This is a genomic window from Tolypothrix sp. PCC 7712 (assembly GCF_025860405.1).
Lineage (GTDB): Bacteria > Cyanobacteriota > Cyanobacteriia > Cyanobacteriales > Nostocaceae > Aulosira > Aulosira diplosiphon.
Genome location: NZ_CP063785.1, coordinates 5753416 through 5775221 on the forward strand (window position 1 = coordinate 5753416; position 21806 = coordinate 5775221).

Here is a 21806-nt window from a genome sequence, read left to right on the forward strand (position 1 = left end):
TTGAAAAGGGTGCTTTAGTTGAGTAAACTTTCCCAATTGGGAACATCTACCCAACTTCCGGTTTGATGAGATTGATGGGATAAATCCATTAATAGTTGCGAATAAACTCCTTCTCGCAGTGATGGAACTAGTTGTTGCTGGCGGTCAATTCCCTGTACCCATTGGTCTACAACACGGATAAATGCGGAAATGCGTCCATCGGTGTGGTTGTGGGGAAACAGTAAATTTGATGGAATCTCGATTTCGGTTAAGGCTGTACCTAGTTGGGAACCCCAAACCCGGAAACCGTGGATATAGTCTTTTTGATTTTCGCTGCCTAAAACTAAAGTACCGCGATCGCCATACACTTCTACCCAATGTGTTCTTGGTGCGTGAACAACTGCACTAATGGTAAGTTGGCAAGGTGTACCATCAGCTAATTCTAAGGACAGCACACAAGTATCATCTGTCTCCACGGGCTTACTTTCGCCGCTAGCAGGGTCAATACGTGTGGGAATAGCTGTGCTTAAATGGGCGCTTAATCGGCGTACTGGGCCAAATAGCCAGTAAATATAATCAAAGGCGTGAGAACCTAATGAACCTAATGCACCGCCTCCTTTATCTTCAGCAGAATACCAATTCCAAGGGCGGGACGCATCTGCACGTGAGGAACCTAGCCAATCAATTCTAATCAGGCGTTTGTTGCCTACATAATCTGCTGATAATAGTTGTGAAAATCTTTGCCATCCAGGGACAAAACGAAATTCAAAATCTACAGTTGCAATTACGCCTTTTTGCTGCGCTAATTGATATAGTTCTTGGGCTTCAGCTACGTTTAAAGTCGTTGGTTTTTCTAGTAATAAATGTTTGCCTGCTTGCAGTACCTCTTTTGCCATTTCATAATGTAAAAATGGTGGGGTAGCAATACTAACTGCTTGCACTTCTGGCAAGTTGACAATGTCTGTAATGTTATCACTGGCATGGGGGATATCATGAGCTTGGGCAATCGCTTTGGCTTTATTGATATCGCGATGGTAAATAGCTACTACTTCAGTGCGATGATGTGCTTTTAACCCAGGAATATGGACTTTTTGCCCAAATCCTGTACCCACAATTGCCACGCCAATCTTTTTTTGAGGATGTAATGTAGAAACCATGTTGAAATTTGAAATTCAATATTTAATATTCAATTTTAATTTTTTATAGATGAAATTTGTAATTGCCGCCTACTTTAATAATCTCATCGTCAAAGGATAGCGATAATGCTTACCTTTATAAGCTTTAATTGCGGCAAAATTAACCAAGAACAATTGTAATATTATCATGAATGCAGTTAATCCCAGCCATAATAATAATAAAATATTTAAAACAGTTTGAATTTCTTGTCCAGTACTATTATTAATTAATGCTATAGCAAACATTGTTAACATAATCAATAAGGATAAGATAATCACAATCAGAATATAAATTGTGAGTGAGATTTGAAAATTTAAAGCTTCTTTTCCCTGAAAATCAATCCAAGAAGATTTCAATTTATTGAAGCGCCAAATTATCAGGGGAAACAAAATATTTAAAGGTAAATATAAAGGAATTCCGAGAAAGACCAAAAAAAATAATAGCATCCAAGCGAATAAAGCCGAGAGATGACAAAACATTGCCCAGATGCGTATTTGCTGCTTTGGTTTTTCTCTCATGGCTTTTTATTTATCAGTAAATTGAGGAAATAATTCTCCATCCTAGTATCTATAAAAAAAGCCAAACCAAAGTTTAAAATTTGAGTATTTCTCGGTCATAGTTTTCTGGGAGAGGTTCTATTTCCCAGACTATACCTTCACCTGGTTCTAGAGCAACTTCTACAAAGAGTTGTTCTACAGCAGTTGTGGCGATATCTTCGTTGTTAGGGAAGTGTTGTAAATCTTCGGTGAGTAGTCGCAATTTAAAACCGCCAGGGATAACTGCACCTACTGTAGCGTTACGCAATTCAAACCGCCAAATAACTTGATCTCTTTCGCCTTGGGGTATAACTAAAAGTTCATAAGTTTGACCTGCGATCGCTAACTGACGAGACAAGATAGAATCTGCTTGTCCTCCTTGTGCACCTCTACCACCAAAACTCAATTGCAAATTCAATCGTCCCCAACCGATAGTTTCCGCAGCTTGGGAAACGCCACTTTGCAACCATTGCAATATTGACCATTGTTCTGGTAATCCCAAACGTTGTTGATATAAGCTTTGTCGCCAACCGCCATGTTCAATTAACCCACCCCAGAGTGGAAACGGAATAGCTAACCGGGGTGTCAAGACTTCCGGCTTTCCCAGGCGAGTAATCAGGTTTTGGGCTTGTGGTTGTGGTAGGGTGGGCAAGGGTGAAATAGCAGCGCGTGTAATTGCTTGCGGGCAAAGTTCTTGGGTAAGCGCTAACACGCTAATATCATGGATAATTTCAGTCGCATCTACAGCATAAGTGCGATCGCCTGCATCATAATTACCCCGATTCTTAAGTTGTTCGTGGGTACAGTAACCCCAAAGCCTAACGTAGTCTTCCTCTGGTTCTACTTGTACAGCTAAATAGTAATCACCAGCCCAACTAGATAAATCCACCCATTCTTGGGGAACCCGTAATTCGCTGTCATCAATATTTTCACTGGGAACCAGAATAAACCTCGTTACGTCTACTACAATAGCGGTTCCATTTACCAGTTCCCAAAAACTGGGTAAAACAGTGGTAGTTGGCCAGACCTTTGCCTGTGATGTAAATTCCTCTTGTATCCAAGGCAATACTGCACTCAGGCAAAGTTCATTAATATAACCTTGATAGCGTGAAGTGGGGTTAGAAAAGTATGAACTCCGAAGATCCGCCAAATTTTGATTTTTAGCCGGAACTTCTAGAAATAAATCAGTGGAATTGGCAAAGGTAAATGTTGTCATGGCGGTTTCTTTGAAAGGTTGTTATGTGCTCATTGGTGTTTGTGAGAGGGAACAGGGAACAGGGAACGGGGAACAAGGTATTCTTTTGAATTTTGAATTTTGAATTTTGAATTGATTTGTCCCCAATCTCTAAACACCGTAATAACTTTGTAACCATTCCTCCATTAATGTACTCATACTTTTGAGTAGGTCGGGCGTAATGGAAATATGCAAGGTTTCTTGACTCCAATTTGCTAGAGATTTAAGCAAATTTTCTCTAGCCTTTGTCAATCGCCGTGATACTGTATATTGCTTCATTTCTAGCTGCTTGGCGATTTTATCTTGATTGAGTCCTTGAGCATAATATAGTTGCACAATCTGTTGTGCTTCTGGTTCTAATTGCGCGATCGCAGTCACTAAAATCTGATTAATTTCGCTTTGTTGAGAAGTTCTGGTTTGTTCTTCTTCTTGGCTAATAATTTCTTCAATTAAGGAGGGTTGTTGATTTCCTGGGAGGTTATCTAATAACTCCCATGAATTATCTCCACCTTGGGCAACATTTAGAGATTCGGGGGTGGGATAAAGGTATTTACGTGCAGCTTTGGCTGCTGTTAGCAACCATTTCTCTAAAGTTGGAATACTAATCTGCTGGTTACTTTGAGCAGTATAAGCTGTGGCGATCGCTTCCCAAATGCGATCGTCTGGTCGAGACAGCTTGCGGGAAGTTCCGGCGTTAGTGGGGACATAAAAGGTTTTAAAACCATTCCAAGCCAGGATATAAGCACGAATATCATCTGCAGATAAGCCAGCACTTTGCAAAGCTTCCTGTAAGCGCTTTTGGGAGATTTTGCGTAACAATCCCCAATCGGTACAGATATCAACTTCGTGGCGTTGGCGTAAAGTTTCGCGGATTGCACTCGCAAACAAAGGCCCAGCATAGTTTTTTAAAGTAAAACCTTGGCTGGGGTTAAAACCTTTGAGGACGCGATCAATTTGGGCGATCGCAACTTGAAAACAGTCTGATAATTGGAACTGAGTACTGGCGAAACCATTCACGGTTTTTTGAGATACCCAATAGCAGGTTTCTTGCAAGTAAGCTGCCAGATGTTGCTTCGCCAACGACTGAGATTCAGGAAGCTGCCAAAACTTATACCAATAAAGCGCCCAAAAAGATTCTGAAGTTTCTTGGGGTGTGCGTTTGACGCAACCTTGCATACTACTACGCAATCTTGATTCTGTCGCCCAATGACTGAAGCGATCGGCATCGAATTGCACAAAAGTTGAAAAGATTTCAATGATGCTTTGTCGAGGGTGCATAAAAAACTCGAGGCCTACCTAGAGAAGTAGTGAAGGCGTTAAATACCAATTCACAAAAATCAGGTTAAAGATTAAAACACTAAAACCTCGATTTTGTCAAAATTTCGTAATTACGAATTATGAATTGCTATCAAACTGCCTCAACAAACTTTACTACACCAAATTATTATTATGTTGAGACTGTCATTGAAATCTTTAGCACTAGGTAGTATGGTAGCCCTGTCTGCGGCCACAAGTGCTTTTGCTCAAATACCTGGACTACAAAATTTACATTTAACTCAAGTACCTGGCTTTAGTTGTGGCCCCCATACTCGGACTTACATTGTTAAACCTTTAGATAACCGCCAAGGTCAAGGTATCCGTTGCGTCAAAGTCAGTGAAGGTAGACCTGGTACAAAAATTCCCAAATTAGCATGGTACGGCGAAGGTAATTGGGGTGGTGCAACCTATCGCCACGTAGGACAAGCGATTTACCGCAGTTCTAACTTAGTTGGTTTTGCTTCTGATATTTATGGCAATGGTGAAAATATTAATAATAATTTTTCCGGAAATCTCAAGGTACAAATCCTCAATTCCTCAACTATTCGTGTGACTGGTGCATGGAATGAAGAATGGCAATTAGTTAATGCTACTAACTATAAACCTTTACCCAGACCAACAACTTGCGGAGGCTATTTTGATGAATACAAGGTTTCTGATTTAACCGGAAATCGCAATGGTGAAGGGTTACGTTGTGTTCTCCGCGTAGGGTTAAAAAATACAACTTGGTTTGGGAATGGTAATTGGGAAGGTTCCACTTATTCTCACATCGGTACTCGTTCATTTAATGGTTCCGGTGCAGGAGATATTTGTGGAAAAGGTTTCGGTCGAATTTGTAACAACTTTGATTGGGGTTCATTAAATTTAACTCCTGTAACTGGCGGTTTTGATGTTACAGGTGCATGGAGTGAAAAGTGGCGTTAATTTGATAAATTTTAACTGCCGATGCACTCTGATATTGATTTGATATTTCTAGTCAATCCCCAAATTAAATTACTACTAAATAATGGAGAAATAATATGTTGAAACGTTCTTTGATGATTGCTGCTTCTAGTGTTGCTTTAGCTGCTGCTGTTGCTAGTCCTAGTTTAGCTGCACCTGCTGATTTTGTGGGTACATGGGTAAATAAAGATAATAATACTCGTGGTGTGACTCGCTTAGTTATTACTTCTGCAGGTAGCAATAAATTAAATATTCAGGTGTTTGGTAAATGCCATCCTACAGATTGTGATTGGGGAACTGTACCAGTTGTAACCTATGGTTTAAATGTCCAAGATACGAACCATACCTATGCAACAGCTAACTATACCAAAGGTTTTTCCAATACTTTATTGACATTAAACCATGCTGGCTCTCAAATCATGTTGCAAGGCTTCACTCAATTTTTAGATAATAGTGGTCGGCAAAATTATTATTCTCGCGACTACTTTCAAAGAACACTCAAGGTAAAGATTCCAGGGGGTTTACCAATATCACCTATTCAACCAAATAGGTAATGAATAGGGTCAAGACTTGTTTTAAAGTTACCCAATAAATGCCTAATATAGGGTGTGTTATCGCTTGAGCGTAACGCACCCTTAACTAATTCAAATAATGTTGGCAACACATCAATATATGCTAGAGGGCAAGGCAATGCCTTGCCCCTACAATCTGTCGTATTCTTTTTGTGAATTGGTATAACTTCATGGAAAAATAGGGAAGGTTTATTTTCAACCTTTCCCTTTTTTCCAAACCTACCAAAACACCATTTTTGCTTCCCTATGCATTGATTGGTAGGGTAAATTTATGCAACTATTGTTGATAGTTAAAGCTTGTCGATGCTAGAATCATTAAGCGCTTAATGCATAAGGTACAGCTACCTTTGTATGTTTATTGAGATAGTTGACAAATAATTGCTTCAACTGAGGACTCACACCAGCATGTTCAAAGAATCCAAAACCCAGACTCTTTGCTTTCATTAAAGTTTGCTCTGGTGTTAATCCTTCTTGAATTGCTACACTCAACAATGCAATTCCCGTTGAGCGCATAGCTGCGGCACAATGTATGACGGTGGGTTTAGGAAGTTGATCTAATGTCGTCAGGATTTTAGTAATTAGTTCTTCATTTAGATTTTCTAGCTTCAGGGGCACATTGACATAATGTAGCCCTAATTCTTCTACAACTTTTTGCTCATCTTTTAAAAATCCTAATTCATTAGGCGATCGCAAATTCAAAACCGACTTAAAACCTTCTTGCTTGGCTTGCTTGAGTTGGTGTGCTACGACTTGTCCTGTTGTTGTCAAATGATCGTTAATCCGTATAGCGTTGATCACGTTCACTCCTTTGAACTGTAAATGATACTTTTGCAACACGAAGAGTGAGGATTCCACAGAGAATCCCCGTGACTCTGGTATTGAGTCGGGTTTGAGAAGGTTTGCAAATAAGCAAACCAAATCCAGCAAATATCTACATATCCCGATTTACGGCTGTGAATTTTGCTTTCTTAGGTTACTTTTATTGTTAACTTTAACTACGGTTTACCGCTAGACTTACCGTATTTGATAATTATACATATTTCCGATAGATTTACGAGACTTTATGGAAAATATTCTTCTACAATAGACAAAATGCTGCTTCAGACTCTTGAATAGTTGTCTAGAGGCACGGCGTAAATAAACAGACTCATGTCATGTCCGTTCAAATGCCCGTCATTGCGTTCGCCCTTGGCGTTCCCGAAGGGTACGAAGTGAAGCAATCGCAGAGTCCTTGTGATTGCTTCACTTCGTTCTGCTCGCAATGACATATTAAGGGTAATTTGCCGGACATGATATCAGTTGTGGAAACAGCTAGCTCAATTGGGGGATTCTCCCCCAAACCCCCTCCAAAATTATTGTTTTTGTTGTCAATTTATTTTTTTAACTGAACTGTATTGGCTTATAGGGTTATAGGAATCATCAAAGAAGCGATCGCCAATTTAAAATAGCGATCGCTTCTTTGAATGCAGAACCAAATTCTACTTCGTCATTACTAAGCTTTGGGCTTGTAAGTGGAAGCCACGTGCAATTCTTTCAACTGTTTAGCATCAACGCTGGAAGGCGCATCAGTTAACAAGCAACGGGCTTGTTGTGTCTTCGGAAAAGCAATGACATCACGAATCGATTCTTCCCCAGCTAGCAACATCACTAACCGATCTAAACCGTAGGCGATGCCACCATGAGGCGGTGTACCATATTCAAAGGCTTCCATCAAAAAGCCGAATTTATTTTGGGCTTCTTCCGGTGATAAGCCGATAGCTTCAAATACCTGTTCTTGAACTTCTCGCTGATAAATCCGCCGACTACCACCGCCAACTTCAAAGCCGTTAAATATTAAATCGTAGGCTTGGGCGCGGGCGGTTTTTAAATCATCCAAGTCATCGGGGTGGGGTGCGGTAAATGGGTGGTGTAATGCTTCGAGGCGTTTTTCGTCAGCATTCCACTCAAACATGGGGAAATCGGTAATCCACAGTAAATTGATTTTATCTGGATCTATTAACGCAAATTCTTTAGCGATCGCTTGCCGTAATCTATCTAAAGTTTTGTTAACGGTAACTACATCACCAGCCCCAAATAGCAGTAAATGGCCTGCTTTTGCGCCTGTACGCTCTAATATTTCCTGTTTTTGTTCAGGGGTGAGGTTATCTTTAATTGCACCGATGGTATCAATTTCGCCGTTTTCTCTGACGCGGATGTAAGCTAAACCCTTCGCCCCAGCTTCGCTAGCTTCTTTAAATAAGTCTCCGCCTGGTTTGATGCGGACGTTAGAAATCGCATCGTTACCGTTGGGAATCGGTAGGATTTTCACAATACCACCGTGAGCGATCGCATCACGGAAAACTTTAAAACCGGAATCTTTCAAGACATCGGAAACATTCACTAGTTCCAAACCATAGCGGGTATCTGGTTTGTCACTACCGTAGCGTTCCATTGCTTCAGCATAGGTAATACGCGGGAAGGGATGATGTAACTCAATTCCTTTAACGGTTTTGAAGATGTAGGAAACTAACTTCTCGTTGAGTTCGATAATTTCTTCTTGAGACATGAAACTCATTTCCATGTCTAACTGGGTAAATTCTGGTTGTCTGTCAGCGCGTAAGTCTTCATCGCGGAAGCAACGAGCGATTTGATAATATCTGTCCAAACCAGATACCATCAGCAATTGTTTGAATAATTGCGGTGACTGCGGTAAAGCGAACCATTCACCAGGGTTAACACGGCTGGGGAGAATGTAATCCCGCGCCCCTTCTGGGGTAGAACGAGTTAGTACGGGGGTTTCAACTTCGATAAAACCTTCCACGTCTTCTAAGTAGCGCCGCATAGCTTTTACAACTTGATGACGCAATTGCATATTTTGCGCCATGCGTTCCCGGCGTAAATCTAAATAACGATATTTCAGTCGCAATTCTTCCCGCACGTTTTCAGTGTCAGCGGTGGAAACTTGGAAAGGTAACTGTTTCCGAACACTGTTGAGCAAATTAATTTTCTCGGCGTAGATTTCTACCTCGCCTGTGGGGATGCGGGAATTGAGGGATTCCTCGGGACGTTGCGTCACCCTACCAGTGATTTCCACAACATATTCATTCCGGATCGTATTAGCCTGTTCATAGGAATCCGGGGTACGTTGCGGATCGCTCACAATCTGGACAATACCAGAGCGATCGCGTAAATCTAAAAATATCACGCCCCCATGATCGCGGCGACGGTCTACCCATCCGTACAAGGTAACAGTTTCTCCAATATGTTCTTTTCGGAGCGCGCCGCAATAGTGAGTTCGCATAGTAGTTAATTGTGTTCTTCAGCTTCTAGATGGGCAGTAAAATGTCAAAGCTTTCCCATTATCTAGCATCAATAGTATCTAATTGAAGTCAAGATGGCATATTATCTGTTGAATCTTAGATTTGGGTCAATAGGAGGACAAGGGGTAGGGGGAAAGGCGAAAGGGGAAAGGTGAAAGGGGAAAGGTGAAAGGGGAAAGGTGAGGTTCTGAACTTGGAGTGTTGAGTAAAAAGGTGGAATTATCACCTTCTGAACTTGGAGTGTTGAGTAAAAAGGTGGAATTGTCCCCTTCTGAACTCGGAGTGTCGAGTAAAAAGGTGGAATTATCGCTTTCCGAACTCGGATTGTCTTGTTCCGAACTCGGATTGTCGAGTCAAAAGGTGGAATTATCGCTTTCCGAACTCGGATTGTCTTGTTCCGAACTCGGATTGTCGAGTAAAAAGGTGGAATTATCCCCAATGCCCAATGCCCAATGCCCCAAGCGGCGGGGTGGCTGTCCCTCTCCACCCACAAGGGGATGGAGTTTCCCGCCGCTTTCAATTAAATTTAGCCGTAACGCACCGCCGCGTGGATGGTGCGGCGCTAGGATAGTTTTTCGTAGCAAATCATAAATAAGCGCCTAACACACCCTACAGTCGAATTTCACTTAACTTAAGCAAAAGTTGCTGCTCAGATCCCCGACTTTTTGAAAAAGTCGGGGATCTAAATCTCGCTCAAGTAAGTTAAATTCCACCCTACAGTCATTCTATTTTTACTTTATAAATAGCCTCTAAGCCCCATTTATATTGCCTTTGAGAAATGCTTTTCTTTGATTCTCATGTGATTATCAAAGATGACGGCAATATTTCTTACAAGCAATCTGCCAATGTCTGTCACTAATATGTAGTTTTTTGATAAGCTAACCAGTCCATCGGCTTCTAGAGGTTTTAACATCTCTAGCTCATGGGCGAAGTATTCGTCAAAACAAATGTGATATTTATCTGCGATGTCTTGCTTGTGCAATTGAAAATGCGACATAATACCCATGATGACATCACGTCTAATAATGTCATCTTGAGTTAATTTAATACCTTTACTCAATGGCAAATTCCCTGTAGAAATTGCCTGATAATATTCTTTTAATTGTTTGTGGTTTTGGAAATACGCATCTTCTAACATACTAATAGATGTCGCTCCAAAACCAAATAATTCTGTTTCGGCGTGAGTGGTGTAGCCTTGAAAATTCCGCCGCAGAGTGCCATTGCGTTGCGCGATCGCTAGTTCATCGTCAGATTTAGCAAAATGATCCATACCAATGAATAGATACTCATTATTTGTGAGTTCTTCAATGGTCATTTTCAGAATATCTAGCTTTTCCTGTGGCTTGGGTAAAGCTGCTTCGGGAATATTTTTCTGTGCAGGTTTAATCCAGGGAATATAAGCAAAGTTAAAGACCACAATTCTATCTGGGTCTAATTTTATGGTCTTTTTTACTGTTTCCCGAAAACTCTGCCGAGTTTGATAGGGAAGACCATAAATCAGGTCTACATTTACGCTTTCAAATTCTGCTTCTCTGATCCAACTCATGACATCAAAGAGCATTTCTTCCGGTTGGACGCGATTAATCGCCACTTGTACTTGGTGATTGAAATCTTGAATGCCAAAGCTAATGCGATTAAATCCTAATTCCCTGAGAAATAAAATGTAATTTTTATCTACATAACGGGGGTTGATTTCAATGGAAATTTCTGCTTTTGAGTCAATAGTGAAATGTTGAGTAATATGTTGCCACACAAACTCAACTTGTTCGCGGTCTAAATAATTAGGCGTACCGCCACCCCAATGAATTTGCAGAACTTGGCGGTCGGAATCAATTAAAGCGGCTGTTTGTTTAATATCTTGAGCTAAATGTTCTAAGTAAGGTTTGGCAATATTCTTATTGTTAGAAATTACCGTATTACAGCCGCAAAAATAGCAAGCAGTCTGACAAAAAGGAATGTGGAAATACAAAGACAAAGGAGTTTTACGTTGATTTGAGGCTGCGATCGCATTTTGTAAATCGGTGGTGGTAAATGCTTCGCTTAACTCAGTAGCAGGTGGATAACTAGTGTATCTAGGTACTGGAGAATCATACTTTTGGATCATCTCCAAATCAAACTTGACACCAGGTAAGAGAAAAACCATTAAAACCTCCGGGGTGGGGACTGGGGACTAGGGACTGGGGACTAGGGACTGGGGATTGGGGAGATGAGGGAGAATTATTTTCACTCTTGACCTTTCACCCTTCACCCTTTACCCTTCACCCTTCAGTTAGTTAGGCTGTTAAATAAGGCTTGACCGATGGCTTGAATTAAAATCGCCTCTAAGCCTTGCACCATTTGCATATTCAAATGAAAGGCATTGTTAGCTTCTGTGACAATTCGTCCGGCTGTGGCATCATCGATGGGTAATGCATCCAACACCTGACGGTATTTGTGCTTAAATGCCGTTTTATCGGGGATTTGGTCAAAATTATAGAAATTTGTGCCTTCGTAGCCAGATAATTGCAAAGTTGATTGAGCAATTTTTTGCAACATCTGACCACCAGAAAGGTCGCCCATGTAGCGTGTATAGGCGTGTCCTAACAAAAGGATAGGTTCAGTAGCAGATAATTCCCGAATTCTAGCGACAAATGTTTGAGTGGCAGTTGCAGGGGCAATTTGCTTTCGCCATTGCTTTCCATAGTAAAACATCATGTCCTTTTCTAGAGCAGCTTGCCGATTCAGTTCTGGAAAGTAAACAGCTGCGATCGCCTGATTGTTAACATTAGTTACAATTGCCGCTTCTAGTTCGCTGTAAACAAAATACAAATTACTCAAAAACTTCGCAAAGCAGTCTTTATCTACAACTCCTTTGAGAAAACATTTCATAAAGCCTACATTTTCTGCTGCTGTATGAGCTTTTTCAGTTCCAGAGCGTAGTTTGACAGCTAGATTGCTACTCATTTTGTTTCCTTAATTTCAAGCGCCAGATTTCTGCACAGCCACCGACTCAGGATGTCTGCTAGAGGGACTGGGGACTGGGGAGATGAGGGAGATGAGGGAGATGAGGGGGATGAGGGAAGAATAGCAATTACCAATTACCCATTACCCATTACCAAACACCAAATTTGGGATTTAAGCAGGATTAGCATCAGTATTACGGCAAATATACTCCCAATGCTCATTCCTGCTCTTTTTATCTCTCAAAAATATTTAACTATTTATATTTGTATAACTATTAAAGTATTAATATTTCTTTATTTTTGTCTGTCAGGGAAGGCACATTTTGGAATGGGAATGGGGCATAGGGCATTGGGCATGGGGCATTGGTAATGAGAACCTTTCTTTGCTTCCTTGTCCCAATCCCCATTACCCCTTATCCCCAGAGGGGGCCCCGAGTTCCCCAATCCCCAATCCCCAATCCCCATTACCCCAGAGGGGGCCCCGAGTTCCCCAATCCCCAGTCCCCAGTCCCCAGTCCCCAATCCCTTCGCACAACTTAACTGTTCTTAATAATATTTTATGCTTATATAGCTATTGAAGGATAGAGCGAGAGAAGGATTCTCATGGTGAAGTCTGTTGAAACTCCGGAGCCTCAGTTACTAAAGCCAGGTGTAAAAGCGCCTGTGAAAGAAACATTATTAACACCCCGGTTTTATACTACTGACTTCGAGGCGATCGCAAAGTTAGATATTTCAGCCCATGAGACTGAGTTACTGGCAATTGTAGAGGAACTGCGGGCTGACTATAATCGCCATCATTTTGTGCGCGATCAGGAATTTAAGCAGAGTTGGGAGCATATTGAAGGAGAAACACGCCGTTCTTTTATTGACTTTTTGGAACGTTCGTGTACTTCCGAGTTTTCTGGGTTTCTTTTATTTAAGGAAATATCACGCCGTCTCAAAGACAGAAACCCGATTTTGGCGGATGCTTTTAATTTTATGGCCAGGGATGAAGCGCGTCATGCGGGATTTTTAAACAAGTCAATGGCAGATTTTAACCTCTCCCTAGACTTGAGTTACTTAACTAAAAGCCGTACTTACACTTTTTTCCCGCCAGAGTGGATTATTTACACCGTCTACCTATCAGAGAAAATTGGTTACTGGCGTTATATTTTGATGTATCGCCATTTGCAGAAAAACCCAGACTATCAGTTTTATCCCTTGTTCAGGAAATTTGAGAGTTGGTGTCAAGATGAAAACCGACATGGAGATTTCTTTAAAGCGTTGCTGCGATCGCAACCAAAATTATGGGATAACTGGAAAGCAAGGTTGTGGATACGTTTCTTTTTGCTGACGGTGTTTGTTACCCACACAATTACAGTATTTGAACGCGCCAGCTTTTACGAATCCATTGGTATTCATCCACGCAAGTATAATAACCAAGTGATTGCAGAGACAAACAACACCGCTTCTAGAGCCTTTCCCATCATATTAGATACCAGCCACCCGGCGTTTTTCTGGCGTTTAGAGCAGTGTTACCAGAATAATCAGAAACTCACAGCGATTAACAATAGCGATCGCTCTAAGTTTGTCAAGTTTTGGCAAAAATTACCAGTCATTACCGCTATCATCTGGCATATGTTGCGGATTTATCTCGTCAAACCCATAGATGCGGAGTTAACACGGGAGACTGTGCGATAAAAGATGAGGCAATAAGGTTCGGATAAGATAAAACATTGACGTTTAAATCCTGTAGAGACGCGATGAATCGGGTCTCTACAACCCCAAAATCATCATCAGGAAATAAGGGACTTCCAAATAAAAAAATATCCCAGTATGTATTGTGGGGTGGACATCTTGTCCGCCCAGTTTATGTGGCGGGCAAGATGCCCGCCCCACAAGATGGAATAATTTATTTCTTGGAAATCCCTAAAGAAACAGGGCAGGCAAGATGCCTACCCCACGTAACAATTCAAAATTCAAAATGAAGTATTAACAACATCTTTCCCATGCCCAATGCCCCATGCCCCATGCCCTATGCTACCTATTTTGCAATTTGCGAGAAGCGAGATATTGATACATTTGCCAACGGGTATTGACATCGGCTTGGGCTTCTTCAAATAAGTGCTTGGCTGTTTCTGGGTGACTCTTGGTTAACATCTTGAAGCGATTTTCTGAGTTCATGTATTCTTCAATTGGTAACTTGGGAGTGCGAGAGTCAAGCTGGAGTGGGTTTTCTCCTTGCTTAATGCGGTCTGGGTTATACCGATATAGCAACCATTCGCCGGATTCGACGGCGGCTTTTTGATGGTGTAAGCCTGTAGTCATGTCGATACCGTGGGCGATGCAATGGCTGTAGGCAAGAATGATTGATGGCCCTTCGTAGGCTTCGGCTTCGAGGAAGGCTTTAAGGGTGTGTTCGTCTCTTGCGCCTAGAGCAACGCTGGCAATATAAACGTTACCGTAAGTCATGGCCATTAAGCCTAAGTCTTTTTTGGCTGCGGCTTTACCACCAGAGGCAAATTTTGCGATCGCAGCTCTGGGTGTGGCTTTGGAGTTTTGTCCGCCAGTATTAGAATAAACTTCTGTGTCCAGAATCAAAATGTTGACGTTGCGTCCGCTAGCGATGACGTGATCTAAGCCGCCAAAGCCGATGTCATAGCCCCAACCATCACCGCCGATAATCCAAACGCTCTTTCTGACTAAATAATCGGCAACGAATTTCAGCGATTTCAGATTCCGCGCGATCGCGTCTTCTTCATTGAAAGCGGCGGGAAACTCCATCCCCTTGTGGGTGGAGAGGGATAGCTGCCCCGCCGCTTGGGGCATAGGGCATAGGGCATTGGTATCTTCTTTCCCATGCCCCATGCCCAATTCCCAATGCCCAAAAACTCCATCCCCTTGTGAGTGGAGTTTTTCATCTTCTCCGGCTGGGGTTTGGGCTGCAAGTAGTTCATCTACCCGTTGTTTGAGTAGGGCGACGCGTTCGCGCTGTTCGACTATATCAGCTTCGTCTTTTTGCCGAGCGTTGACAATACTACTAGTGAGATTATCGCCTAGTTGTGGTGTCAGTTGTTTGACTAATTCCGTGGCAAATTCTGCCTGTTTATCTAGCGAAATGCGGAAACCCATGCCAAATTCGGCGTTATCTTCAAATAGCGAGTTACACCAAGCCGGGCCTCGTCCTTCGGCGTTCGTTGTCCAAGGGGTAGTGGGTAAGTTACCACCGTAAATCGAAGAACAACCTGTGGCGTTAGCCACAATCATGCGATCGCCAAATAATTGGGTAGCTAATTTGACATAAGCTGTTTCGCCACAACCAGCACAAGCACCGGAGAACTCAAATAAGGGTTCTTGCATTTGCTGCTGGTTAATATGGGAGACTTTCAGGTGCAGTCTGTCGGGATTGGGGAGACTTAAGAAGAAATCCCAATTTTCTCGTTCTGCATCTCGTAATGGCAATTGCGCTGCCATGTTCAGGGCTTTGCGGTTTGGTTCTGCTTTATTCTTAGCTGGGCAAATATCTACGCAAACACCGCAACCTGTACAATCTTCTGGTGCTACTTGGAGAGTATATTGCAAGCCATGCCAATCGCGGTCTTTGGGATTGGTACTCTTGAAGGTTGGCGGGGCATTGGTTAACAGTTCGGGTTCGTAAACTTTACCACGAATCGCACTATGGGGGCAGACCATGATGCACTTAGCGCACTGGACGCAGACATCTTCATCCCAAACCGGAATGTCTTTAGCAATGTTGCGTTTTTCCCATTTTGCCGTACCAGTAGGATATGTACCATCGGCTGGTAAAGCACTCACAGGTAAATCATCCCCTGCACGGGCAATCATTTTACCCAAAACATCATGGACAAATGCAGGTGCTTTATCAGAGATGGGGTATGGGGGACTGGGGATTGGGGACTGGGATTGTTCTGTGGGAATTATATTCAGTTCATACAAGTTATCTAATGCCATATCAACGGCGTTGATATTCTTTTGGACAACTTCGTCGCCCTTCTTACCATAAGTCTTGCGAATCGCCTTTTTAATGGCTGCGATCGCTTCGTCTTTGGGTAATACACCCGATAAGGCAAAGAAACAAACTTGCATTACCGTGTTAATATGTCCAGCCATCCCCGCAGCACGAGCAACTTGATAACCATTAATTACATAAACTTTCAGTTGCTTTTGAATAATTTGCTCTTGGACAAACAGTGGTAAATGCTGCCAAACTTCTTCTTGAGAGTAGAGCGAATTAATCAAGAATGTGCCGCCAGGGACAATATCTTGCAGCATGGAGAATTTATCAATGAAATCCCATTGATGACAAGCAAGAAAGTTAGCTTTGGTAATTAAATATGTCGAGTGAATTGGTTGCGGCCCAAAGCGCAGGTGAGAAACTGTAACAGAACCAGATTTTTTAGAATCGTAAACGAAATAACCTTGAGCGTAATTGTTTGTTTCTTCTCCAATAATTTTGATGGAGTTTTTGTTAGCACCTACAGTACCGTCTGCGCCTAAACCATAAAAAATAGCTCTAACTATATTGTCTGCTTCAATATTAAAATCATGGTCATACTCTAAGCTGGTGTGGCTGACATCATCGTTGATCCCCACGGTGAAATGATTTTTTGGTTCAGCTAGAGCCAGGTTATCAAACACAGCTTTAATCATCGCTGGTGTGAATTCTTTGGATGATAATCCATAGCGACCACCAACAATCGATTTTAGATTTGGGATTTTAGATTTTGGATTGCTTTGTTGGATAGCGGCGACAACATCTAAATACAGTGGTTCGCCAGATGCACCGGGTTCTTTAGTACGGTCTAAAACGGCAATGTTACGGGTGGTTACGGGTAAAGCTTCGACAAATCTAGTAGTATCAAATGGGCGATACAATCTAACTTTTAATACCCCAACTTTCTCACCTAAACTAGTTAAATAATCTACAGTTTCATGAACTGCTTCACAACCGGAACCCATGAGGACAATTACTCTTTCAGCTTCGGGATCGCCGTGATAATCAAAGAGTTTATATTGTCGTCCAGTCAGTTTGGCAAATTCATCCATCGCCTTTTGGGTGATGTCTGGACAAGCTAAATAATAAGGGTTAACGGTTTCGCGGCTTTGGAAGTAAACATCAGGGTTTTGGGCTGTACCGCGTAACACAGGCCTATCGGGAGTCATCGCCCGCGCCCGATGAGCAAAGATGAATTCTTCGGGGATGTGCGATCGCAAATCTTCGTGAGATAATGTTTCAACTTTGTCTACTTCGTGAGAGGTGCGGAAGCCATCAAAAAAGTGTAAGAAAGGGATACGAGATTCTAAAGTTGCACGTGTAGAGATTGCCGCAAAATCATAAGCTTCTTGTACTGATGCCGAACACAGCATCGCAAAACCTGTGGCACGCGCTGCCATCACATCACTATGATCACCGAAAATAGATAGACCTTGAGTAGCTAGCGATCGCGCTGAAACATGAAATACTGTAGGTGTTAATTCCCCAGCAATTTTGTACATATTGGGGATCATTAACAACAATCCCTGAGATGCGGTAAATGTCGTTGTTAGCGAACCTGTTTGTAAAGCACCATGTACTGCACCTGCAACGCCAGCTTCACTCTGCATCTCCACAACTGTAGGTACAGTTCCCCAGATGTTAGGTTTACCTTCGCTAGCCCATGTATCCGACCACTCAGCCATGTTAGAAGAAGGCGTAATCGGGTAAATAGCAATGACTTCATTTACGCGATAAGCCACTTGGGCCACAGCTTCATTGCCATCAATAGTGGCAAATATTTTTGTCTTCATAATTGGTTTAACCTTTACCAGTTTGCGATCGCTATCAAAGCCTTGACCTTCACTGCGCTGAAACTACAAATGTAAAATTCAACAAACAAGAAGGGTAGCAAAACAGCGAACTTGATTTTTTCAATTCACTGATGCACAGGTAGCCTTTCTAGCTGCTGCACTTTGAAGTTAACAGCAAAGGTTGAGGAACTTGTGAGGAAGATATTTCAAAACTGGGAGAGTCATCTCAGTAAATTTCACGAGAACATCAAGCTTGTGTCGCAGCCGATGGACTAAATGCGATCAAACCTGATTTCTTCGGTATATATACTATGTCTACCAATCAATCCGCTTCTATCAATTTTGTCTCTCAAAATCGATAGAAGCGGATTAGCAAGCTTCATCTGCAAAATGATTCCGGCTAGTTGTTCTTTTAAGCGAGAAATTAAATTCTGCGATGGCTTCGCCAAAGCCTTCGGCTAACGCACTTGTAAACTCAACCCTGTCTATGAACAGTTTGTTGAGCTACGTTTCCGCGCTTTCAGTTATTTGGCTGATGAGCTTGGTGAAGATGTGACAATTTACTGTTAACCTCAAAAATAGGTTTGTATCCTTATTTTTTGTTCAATCATCTAAGTCAGTTAAAAATTCTTGCCTTTGTTGAATATATCTACTCAGTTCAACTCGATTCAGTGGTACCACTATTGCGCTGCGTCGGATAGGCCGTAAAAGCATATCCAGAGTGCAAGATGAGCTGCTAGCTTTTCTATAAACGCAAGCAAAACTAATTCCAGGTATGCGAAAGTAATCGCCAATGCGTAGTTGTTGAAAAATCATAGTAGCTTTAGCGTCTCTCAAAAAATTAATGATTATATAAAGTCTTAAAGATTACCAATAGTCAATACCGTTATCCTACATTTACCCAGTTCTGTCGATAGTTAGATCAGCATCTAATTTTATGGCAACCATAGAACTCCTTGTGTATTAGAGTTTTTGATGTTGAATTTTAAATTGCTTATATATTTCAGGCTTTTTAGTTAGCTGCTCTTAACTAGTCAGCAAAAGCCTGTTTGGGACAGTCATTGACCATCTCCTAATGAGTAGCCTCCTTACTTGCCTGAGTTAGCTCTCCCGGCAAGAAAAAGCAATATGTGCTAGAATTGTACCAAAATATGGCAATTATTCAAGAGTAATTTGGAATAATTTTGCATTTTGTCAAGAACAAGGGCTAAAATCTGCGATTTTTGGAGTTTTTTAGGTTATGACAACCTCACAGGAGAGGATTATCCCGACAGATCTGCGGAACGAGATGTCCCGGTCTTATCTGGAATACGCCATGAGTGTGATTGTGGGTCGGGCGCTACCAGATGCCAGGGATGGTCTGAAACCTGTGCATCGTCGCATCCTCTACGCAATGCACGAGCTAGGTTTGACGCACGATCGCCCGTTTCGTAAATGCGCCCGTGTAGTTGGGGAAGTTTTGGGTAAATATCATCCCCACGGTGATACGGCGGTGTATGATGCGTTGGTGCGGATGGCACAGGATTTTTCCATGCGATCGCCCTTAATTAACGGGCATGGTAACTTTGGTTCTGTAGACAACGATCCGCCAGCCGCAATGCGATACACAGAATGTCGCTTGCAAGCTTTAACTGGCACAGCTTTACTCCATGACATTGAGTCCGAAACCGTAGATTTTATTGATAACTTCGACGGTTCCCAACAAGAACCCACAGTTCTACCAGCACGTATTCCCCAGTTACTATTAAATGGTTCCTCGGGGATTGCTGTGGGGATGGCGACTAATATCCCACCGCACAATTTGGGCGAATTGATTGATGGATTAGTAGCATTGATTCACAATCCAGAGATCACCAATCTGCAGTTAATGCAGCATATCCCCGGCCCCGACTTTCCCACAGGGGCACAGGTGTTAGGAACAGCAGCAATTAAAGAAGCTTACACCACCGGGCGCGGTTCCATTACCATGCGCGGTGTAGCTAACATCGAAACTATTGAGCAACGGGGAAGACCAGAAAGAGAAGCAATTATCATCACCGAATTGCCTTATCAAACCAACAAAGCCGCATTAATTGAAAAAATCGCCGAGTTGGTCAATGACAAACGCATTGAGGGAATTGCAGATATCCGAGATGAAAGCGATCGCGATGGGATGCGAATCGTCATCGAACTGAAGCGCGATGCTTATCCCAGAGTAGTACTGAATAACCTCTACAAGCAAACCCCACTGCAAGCCAACTTTGGGGCGAATATGCTGGCGTTGGTGAATGGGGAACCCCAAACCCTGACACTCAAGCAGTTCTTAGAAGTATTCCTCGATTTCCGCATCGAATCAATAAATCGCCGCACCAGGTATGAACTGCGGAAAGCGGAAGAACGCGACCATATCTTACAAGGCTTATTAATTGCTCTAGCGCATTTAGATGCCATTATTAACTTAATTCGCCATGCATCTGATGCGCCCACAGCCAAAGGTGAACTAATTACCACCTATGGGCTATCGGAAGTCCAAGCCGATGCAATTTTACAAATGCAACTGCGGCGGTTAACAGCCCTAGAAGCAGATAAAATTCGCCAAGAACACGAAGATTTACAAGCGCAAATTGCCGACCTGCAAGATATTTTGGCACGCCGGGAAAGAGTGCTGTCAATCATTGAAGACGAAATTTCACAAATTAAAACCAGCTTTTCCACACCCCGACGCACAGTCATTACCCATGCAGAGGGAGAAATCGATGACCTTGACTTGATCGCCAATGAAAAAGTGATCATTTTGCTGACAGAGCAAGGTTACATCAAACGGATGCCAGTTAATACCTTTGAAGCCCAAAGCCGTGCTACCAGAGGGAAAGCCGCAGCCAAAGTAAAAGATGATGACACCATCGAACATTTCTTAACTTGCTGCGATCACGACAGCGTTTTATTCTTTAGCGATCGCGGTGTCGTTTACTGTCTAAAAACTTATCAAATTCCTGTGGGTTCTCGTACCAGCCGGGGTACGCCAATTGTGCAACTGTTACCAATTCCCAAGGAAGAGAAAATCACCTCCGTTGTCCCAGTTGATGAATTTACCAGTGAAGAATTCTTGGTGATGCTGACCAAAGGTGGCAATATCAAGAAAACCGAATTGGCAGCATTTAGTAACATCCGGGCTAACGGCTTAATCGCCATTTCCTTAGAAGAAGGCGATCAACTGCGCTGGGTACGTCGCGCTAGGGTAGAAGATAGCGTGATTGTCGGTTCTCGTCATGGGATGGCGATTCACTTTAGATGTAACCACGAACAATTGCGTCCTTTGGGTAGGGCGACTCGTGGTGTGAAATCGATGAAACTCAAACCAGGTGACGAACTGGTGGGTATGGATATCCTGCCAGCAGCCATTTTGGATACCTTGAGTGCAGACGCTGAAACCGAAGCTGAAATCGAAGAAATCATCGAAACCGAAGAAATCGAAACCGAAGAAGCCATAGAAGTAACAACTAACACTAGTCCTGGCCCTTGGGTGTTGGTAATTACAATGGGTGGATATGGCAAACGCGTACCTGTAGCCCAATTCCGCTTGCAAAATCGGGCAGGTCAAGGTTTAATGGCAACCAAATTCAAAAACCGCAAAACTAAAGACCAATTAGCCACCTTACAGATTGTCAACAGCGATGATGAAATCATGATGGTTACCAATCGCGGTATTATTATTCGTCAAGCTGTCAATGCCATTTCTGTACAATCGCGATCGGCAACAGGCGTAAGAGTACAGCGCTTAGACGAAGATGATGCCATTAACGGAGTAGCGATAGTTCCTCCCGACAGTGGTGAAACAGGCGAATTAGAAGAGGCAGAATAAAGGATGACATATTGGATAAACTTGCACAAGAGTTTATCCAAATGTTAATCAATTTTGACTTATGTACTAAGTTAAAAACACAGACTATACCAAATCAATAGTTGTAATACCAATTTAAACAAAGAATGCGACAGATTGTAGGGGCAAGGCACTGCCTTGACCTCTAGAATATATTGATGTG

The 21806-nt window shown here is 42.4% G+C and carries 17 protein-coding genes and 1 pseudogene; 7 read left to right on the forward strand and 11 right to left on the reverse strand.

Annotated elements, in window-relative coordinates; all coding sequences use genetic code 11:
- Positions 1-14 precede the first annotated feature (14 nt).
- The 4 genes from HGR01_RS23625 to HGR01_RS23640 all read right to left on the reverse strand — a co-directional run bounded on the left by HGR01_RS23625 (position 15) and on the right by HGR01_RS23640 (position 4203).
- Positions 15-1136, reverse strand: coding sequence for a Gfo/Idh/MocA family protein (locus tag HGR01_RS23625; protein ID WP_045874203.1), 1122 nt, complete (start codon positions 1134-1136; stop codon positions 15-17).
- 69 nt (positions 1137-1205) lie between these two features.
- Positions 1206-1673: a DUF4870 domain-containing protein gene (locus HGR01_RS23630; RefSeq protein ID WP_045874202.1), complete on the reverse strand. Its 468-nt coding sequence runs from the start codon at positions 1671-1673 to the stop codon at positions 1206-1208.
- A 73-nt stretch (positions 1674-1746) separates the two neighbouring features.
- Positions 1747-2907 carry a DUF1822 family protein gene (locus HGR01_RS23635; RefSeq protein WP_045874201.1) on the reverse strand — a complete coding sequence of 387 codons (1161 nt, stop codon included), beginning with the start codon at positions 2905-2907 and terminating at the stop codon, positions 1747-1749.
- A 129-nt stretch (positions 2908-3036) separates the two neighbouring features.
- A complete protein-coding gene (locus HGR01_RS23640; protein WP_045874200.1) occupies positions 3037-4203 on the reverse strand; it encodes a sigma-70 family RNA polymerase sigma factor in 1167 nt (388 codons plus the stop codon).
- Positions 4204-4374: 171 nt separating this feature from the next.
- Here HGR01_RS23640 and HGR01_RS23645 point away from each other — a divergent pair, with 171 nt between their 5' ends.
- Entirely contained in the window at positions 4375-5166 is a 792-nt protein-coding gene (locus HGR01_RS23645) for a hypothetical protein (RefSeq protein WP_045874199.1), read from the forward strand.
- 95 nt (positions 5167-5261) lie between these two features.
- On the forward strand, positions 5262-5738 hold the full coding sequence (locus HGR01_RS23650; RefSeq protein WP_052335419.1) for a hypothetical protein: 477 nt from the start codon (positions 5262-5264) through the stop codon (positions 5736-5738).
- Between the two features lie 333 nt (positions 5739-6071).
- Here the strand turns inward: HGR01_RS23650 and HGR01_RS23655 are convergent, their stop codons facing one another.
- Together HGR01_RS23655 and aspS are read right to left on the reverse strand one after the other, a co-directional pair.
- The gene (locus HGR01_RS23655; protein WP_045874237.1) at positions 6072-6554 is read right to left on the reverse strand and encodes a beta-lactamase hydrolase domain-containing protein; all 483 of its coding nucleotides are present in this window, start codon (positions 6552-6554) and stop codon (positions 6072-6074) included.
- Between the two features lie 694 nt (positions 6555-7248).
- Positions 7249-9036, reverse strand: a complete 1788-nt coding sequence (gene aspS / locus HGR01_RS23660; RefSeq protein ID WP_045874198.1) for an aspartate--tRNA ligase — start codon at positions 9034-9036, stop codon at positions 7249-7251.
- A gap of 217 nt (positions 9037-9253) precedes the next feature.
- On the opposite strand from aspS, the gene HGR01_RS23665 reads away from it, so the two are divergent.
- Positions 9254-9646 carry a hypothetical protein gene (locus tag HGR01_RS23665; RefSeq protein ID WP_263419995.1) on the forward strand — a complete coding sequence of 131 codons (393 nt, stop codon included), beginning with the start codon at positions 9254-9256 and terminating at the stop codon, positions 9644-9646.
- A 169-nt stretch (positions 9647-9815) separates the two neighbouring features.
- Here the strand turns inward: HGR01_RS23665 and hemN are convergent, their stop codons facing one another.
- Complete coding sequence (gene hemN, locus HGR01_RS23670) at positions 9816-11198, reverse strand: oxygen-independent coproporphyrinogen III oxidase (protein ID WP_045874197.1); 1383 nt, start codon at positions 11196-11198, stop codon at positions 9816-9818.
- Positions 11199-11320: 122 nt separating this feature from the next.
- Entirely contained in the window at positions 11321-11998 is a 678-nt protein-coding gene (locus tag HGR01_RS23675; RefSeq protein ID WP_045874196.1) for a heme oxygenase (biliverdin-producing), read from the reverse strand.
- Positions 11999-12049: 51 nt separating this feature from the next.
- Here HGR01_RS23675 and HGR01_RS23680 point away from each other — a divergent pair, with 51 nt between their 5' ends.
- Complete coding sequence (locus tag HGR01_RS23680; RefSeq protein WP_045874195.1) at positions 12050-12367, forward strand: hypothetical protein; 318 nt, start codon at positions 12050-12052, stop codon at positions 12365-12367.
- Between the two features lie 233 nt (positions 12368-12600).
- Positions 12601-13677 carry a magnesium-protoporphyrin IX monomethyl ester (oxidative) cyclase gene (acsF, locus tag HGR01_RS23685; protein ID WP_045874194.1) on the forward strand — a complete coding sequence of 359 codons (1077 nt, stop codon included), beginning with the start codon at positions 12601-12603 and terminating at the stop codon, positions 13675-13677.
- A gap of 339 nt (positions 13678-14016) precedes the next feature.
- Here acsF and nifJ read toward each other — a convergent pair whose 3' ends face one another.
- Together nifJ and HGR01_RS23695 are read right to left on the reverse strand one after the other, a co-directional pair.
- Entirely contained in the window at positions 14017-17784 is a 3768-nt protein-coding gene (gene nifJ, locus HGR01_RS23690; protein ID WP_045874193.1) for a pyruvate:ferredoxin (flavodoxin) oxidoreductase, read from the reverse strand.
- A 272-nt stretch (positions 17785-18056) separates the two neighbouring features.
- Positions 18057-18233 carry a hypothetical protein gene (locus HGR01_RS23695; protein WP_235623132.1) on the reverse strand — a complete coding sequence of 59 codons (177 nt, stop codon included), beginning with the start codon at positions 18231-18233 and terminating at the stop codon, positions 18057-18059.
- Here HGR01_RS23695 and HGR01_RS23700 point away from each other — a divergent pair.
- Positions 18175-18354 (forward strand): annotated as a pseudogene (locus HGR01_RS23700) (Mo-dependent nitrogenase C-terminal domain-containing protein). The gene HGR01_RS23695 and the pseudogene HGR01_RS23700 sit on opposite strands and share 59 nt — an antisense overlap.
- A 33-nt stretch (positions 18355-18387) precedes the next feature.
- On the opposite strand, the gene HGR01_RS23705 reads toward HGR01_RS23700, so the two are convergent.
- Positions 18388-18600: a hypothetical protein gene (locus HGR01_RS23705; RefSeq protein ID WP_045874192.1), complete on the reverse strand. Its 213-nt coding sequence runs from the start codon at positions 18598-18600 to the stop codon at positions 18388-18390.
- Positions 18601-19024: 424 nt separating this feature from the next.
- On the opposite strand from HGR01_RS23705, the gene gyrA reads away from it, so the two are divergent.
- Positions 19025-21625, forward strand: coding sequence for a DNA gyrase subunit A (gene gyrA / locus HGR01_RS23710; protein WP_045874191.1), 2601 nt, complete (start codon positions 19025-19027; stop codon positions 21623-21625).
- Positions 21626-21806 lie beyond the last annotated feature (181 nt).

Bases quoted from the DNA above. Each gene is read 5' to 3' on its own strand.
- HGR01_RS23625 (WP_045874203.1), bottom strand. From the start codon at position 1,136: ATGGTTTCTACATTACATCCTCAAAAAAAGATTGGCGTGGCAATTGTG.
- HGR01_RS23630 (WP_045874202.1), bottom strand. From the start codon at position 1,673: ATGAGAGAAAAACCAAAGCAGCAAATACGCATCTGGGCAATGTTTTGT.
- HGR01_RS23635 (WP_045874201.1), bottom strand. From the start codon at position 2,907: ATGACAACATTTACCTTTGCCAATTCCACTGATTTATTTCTAGAAGTT.
- HGR01_RS23640 (WP_045874200.1), bottom strand. From the start codon at position 4,203: ATGCACCCTCGACAAAGCATCATTGAAATCTTTTCAACTTTTGTGCAA.
- HGR01_RS23645 (WP_045874199.1), top strand. From the start codon at position 4,375: ATGTTGAGACTGTCATTGAAATCTTTAGCACTAGGTAGTATGGTAGCC.
- HGR01_RS23650 (WP_052335419.1), top strand. From the start codon at position 5,262: ATGTTGAAACGTTCTTTGATGATTGCTGCTTCTAGTGTTGCTTTAGCT.
- aspS (WP_045874198.1), bottom strand. From the start codon at position 9,036: ATGCGAACTCACTATTGCGGCGCGCTCCGAAAAGAACATATTGGAGAA.
- hemN (WP_045874197.1), bottom strand. From the start codon at position 11,198: ATGGTTTTTCTCTTACCTGGTGTCAAGTTTGATTTGGAGATGATCCAA.
- HGR01_RS23675 (WP_045874196.1), bottom strand. From the start codon at position 11,998: ATGAGTAGCAATCTAGCTGTCAAACTACGCTCTGGAACTGAAAAAGCT.
- HGR01_RS23680 (WP_045874195.1), top strand. From the start codon at position 12,050: ATGTCTGCTAGAGGGACTGGGGACTGGGGAGATGAGGGAGATGAGGGA.
- acsF (WP_045874194.1), top strand. From the start codon at position 12,601: ATGGTGAAGTCTGTTGAAACTCCGGAGCCTCAGTTACTAAAGCCAGGT.
- nifJ (WP_045874193.1), bottom strand. From the start codon at position 17,784: ATGAAGACAAAAATATTTGCCACTATTGATGGCAATGAAGCTGTGGCC.
- HGR01_RS23705 (WP_045874192.1), bottom strand. From the start codon at position 18,600: ATGATTTTTCAACAACTACGCATTGGCGATTACTTTCGCATACCTGGA.
- gyrA (WP_045874191.1), top strand. From the start codon at position 19,025: ATGACAACCTCACAGGAGAGGATTATCCCGACAGATCTGCGGAACGAG.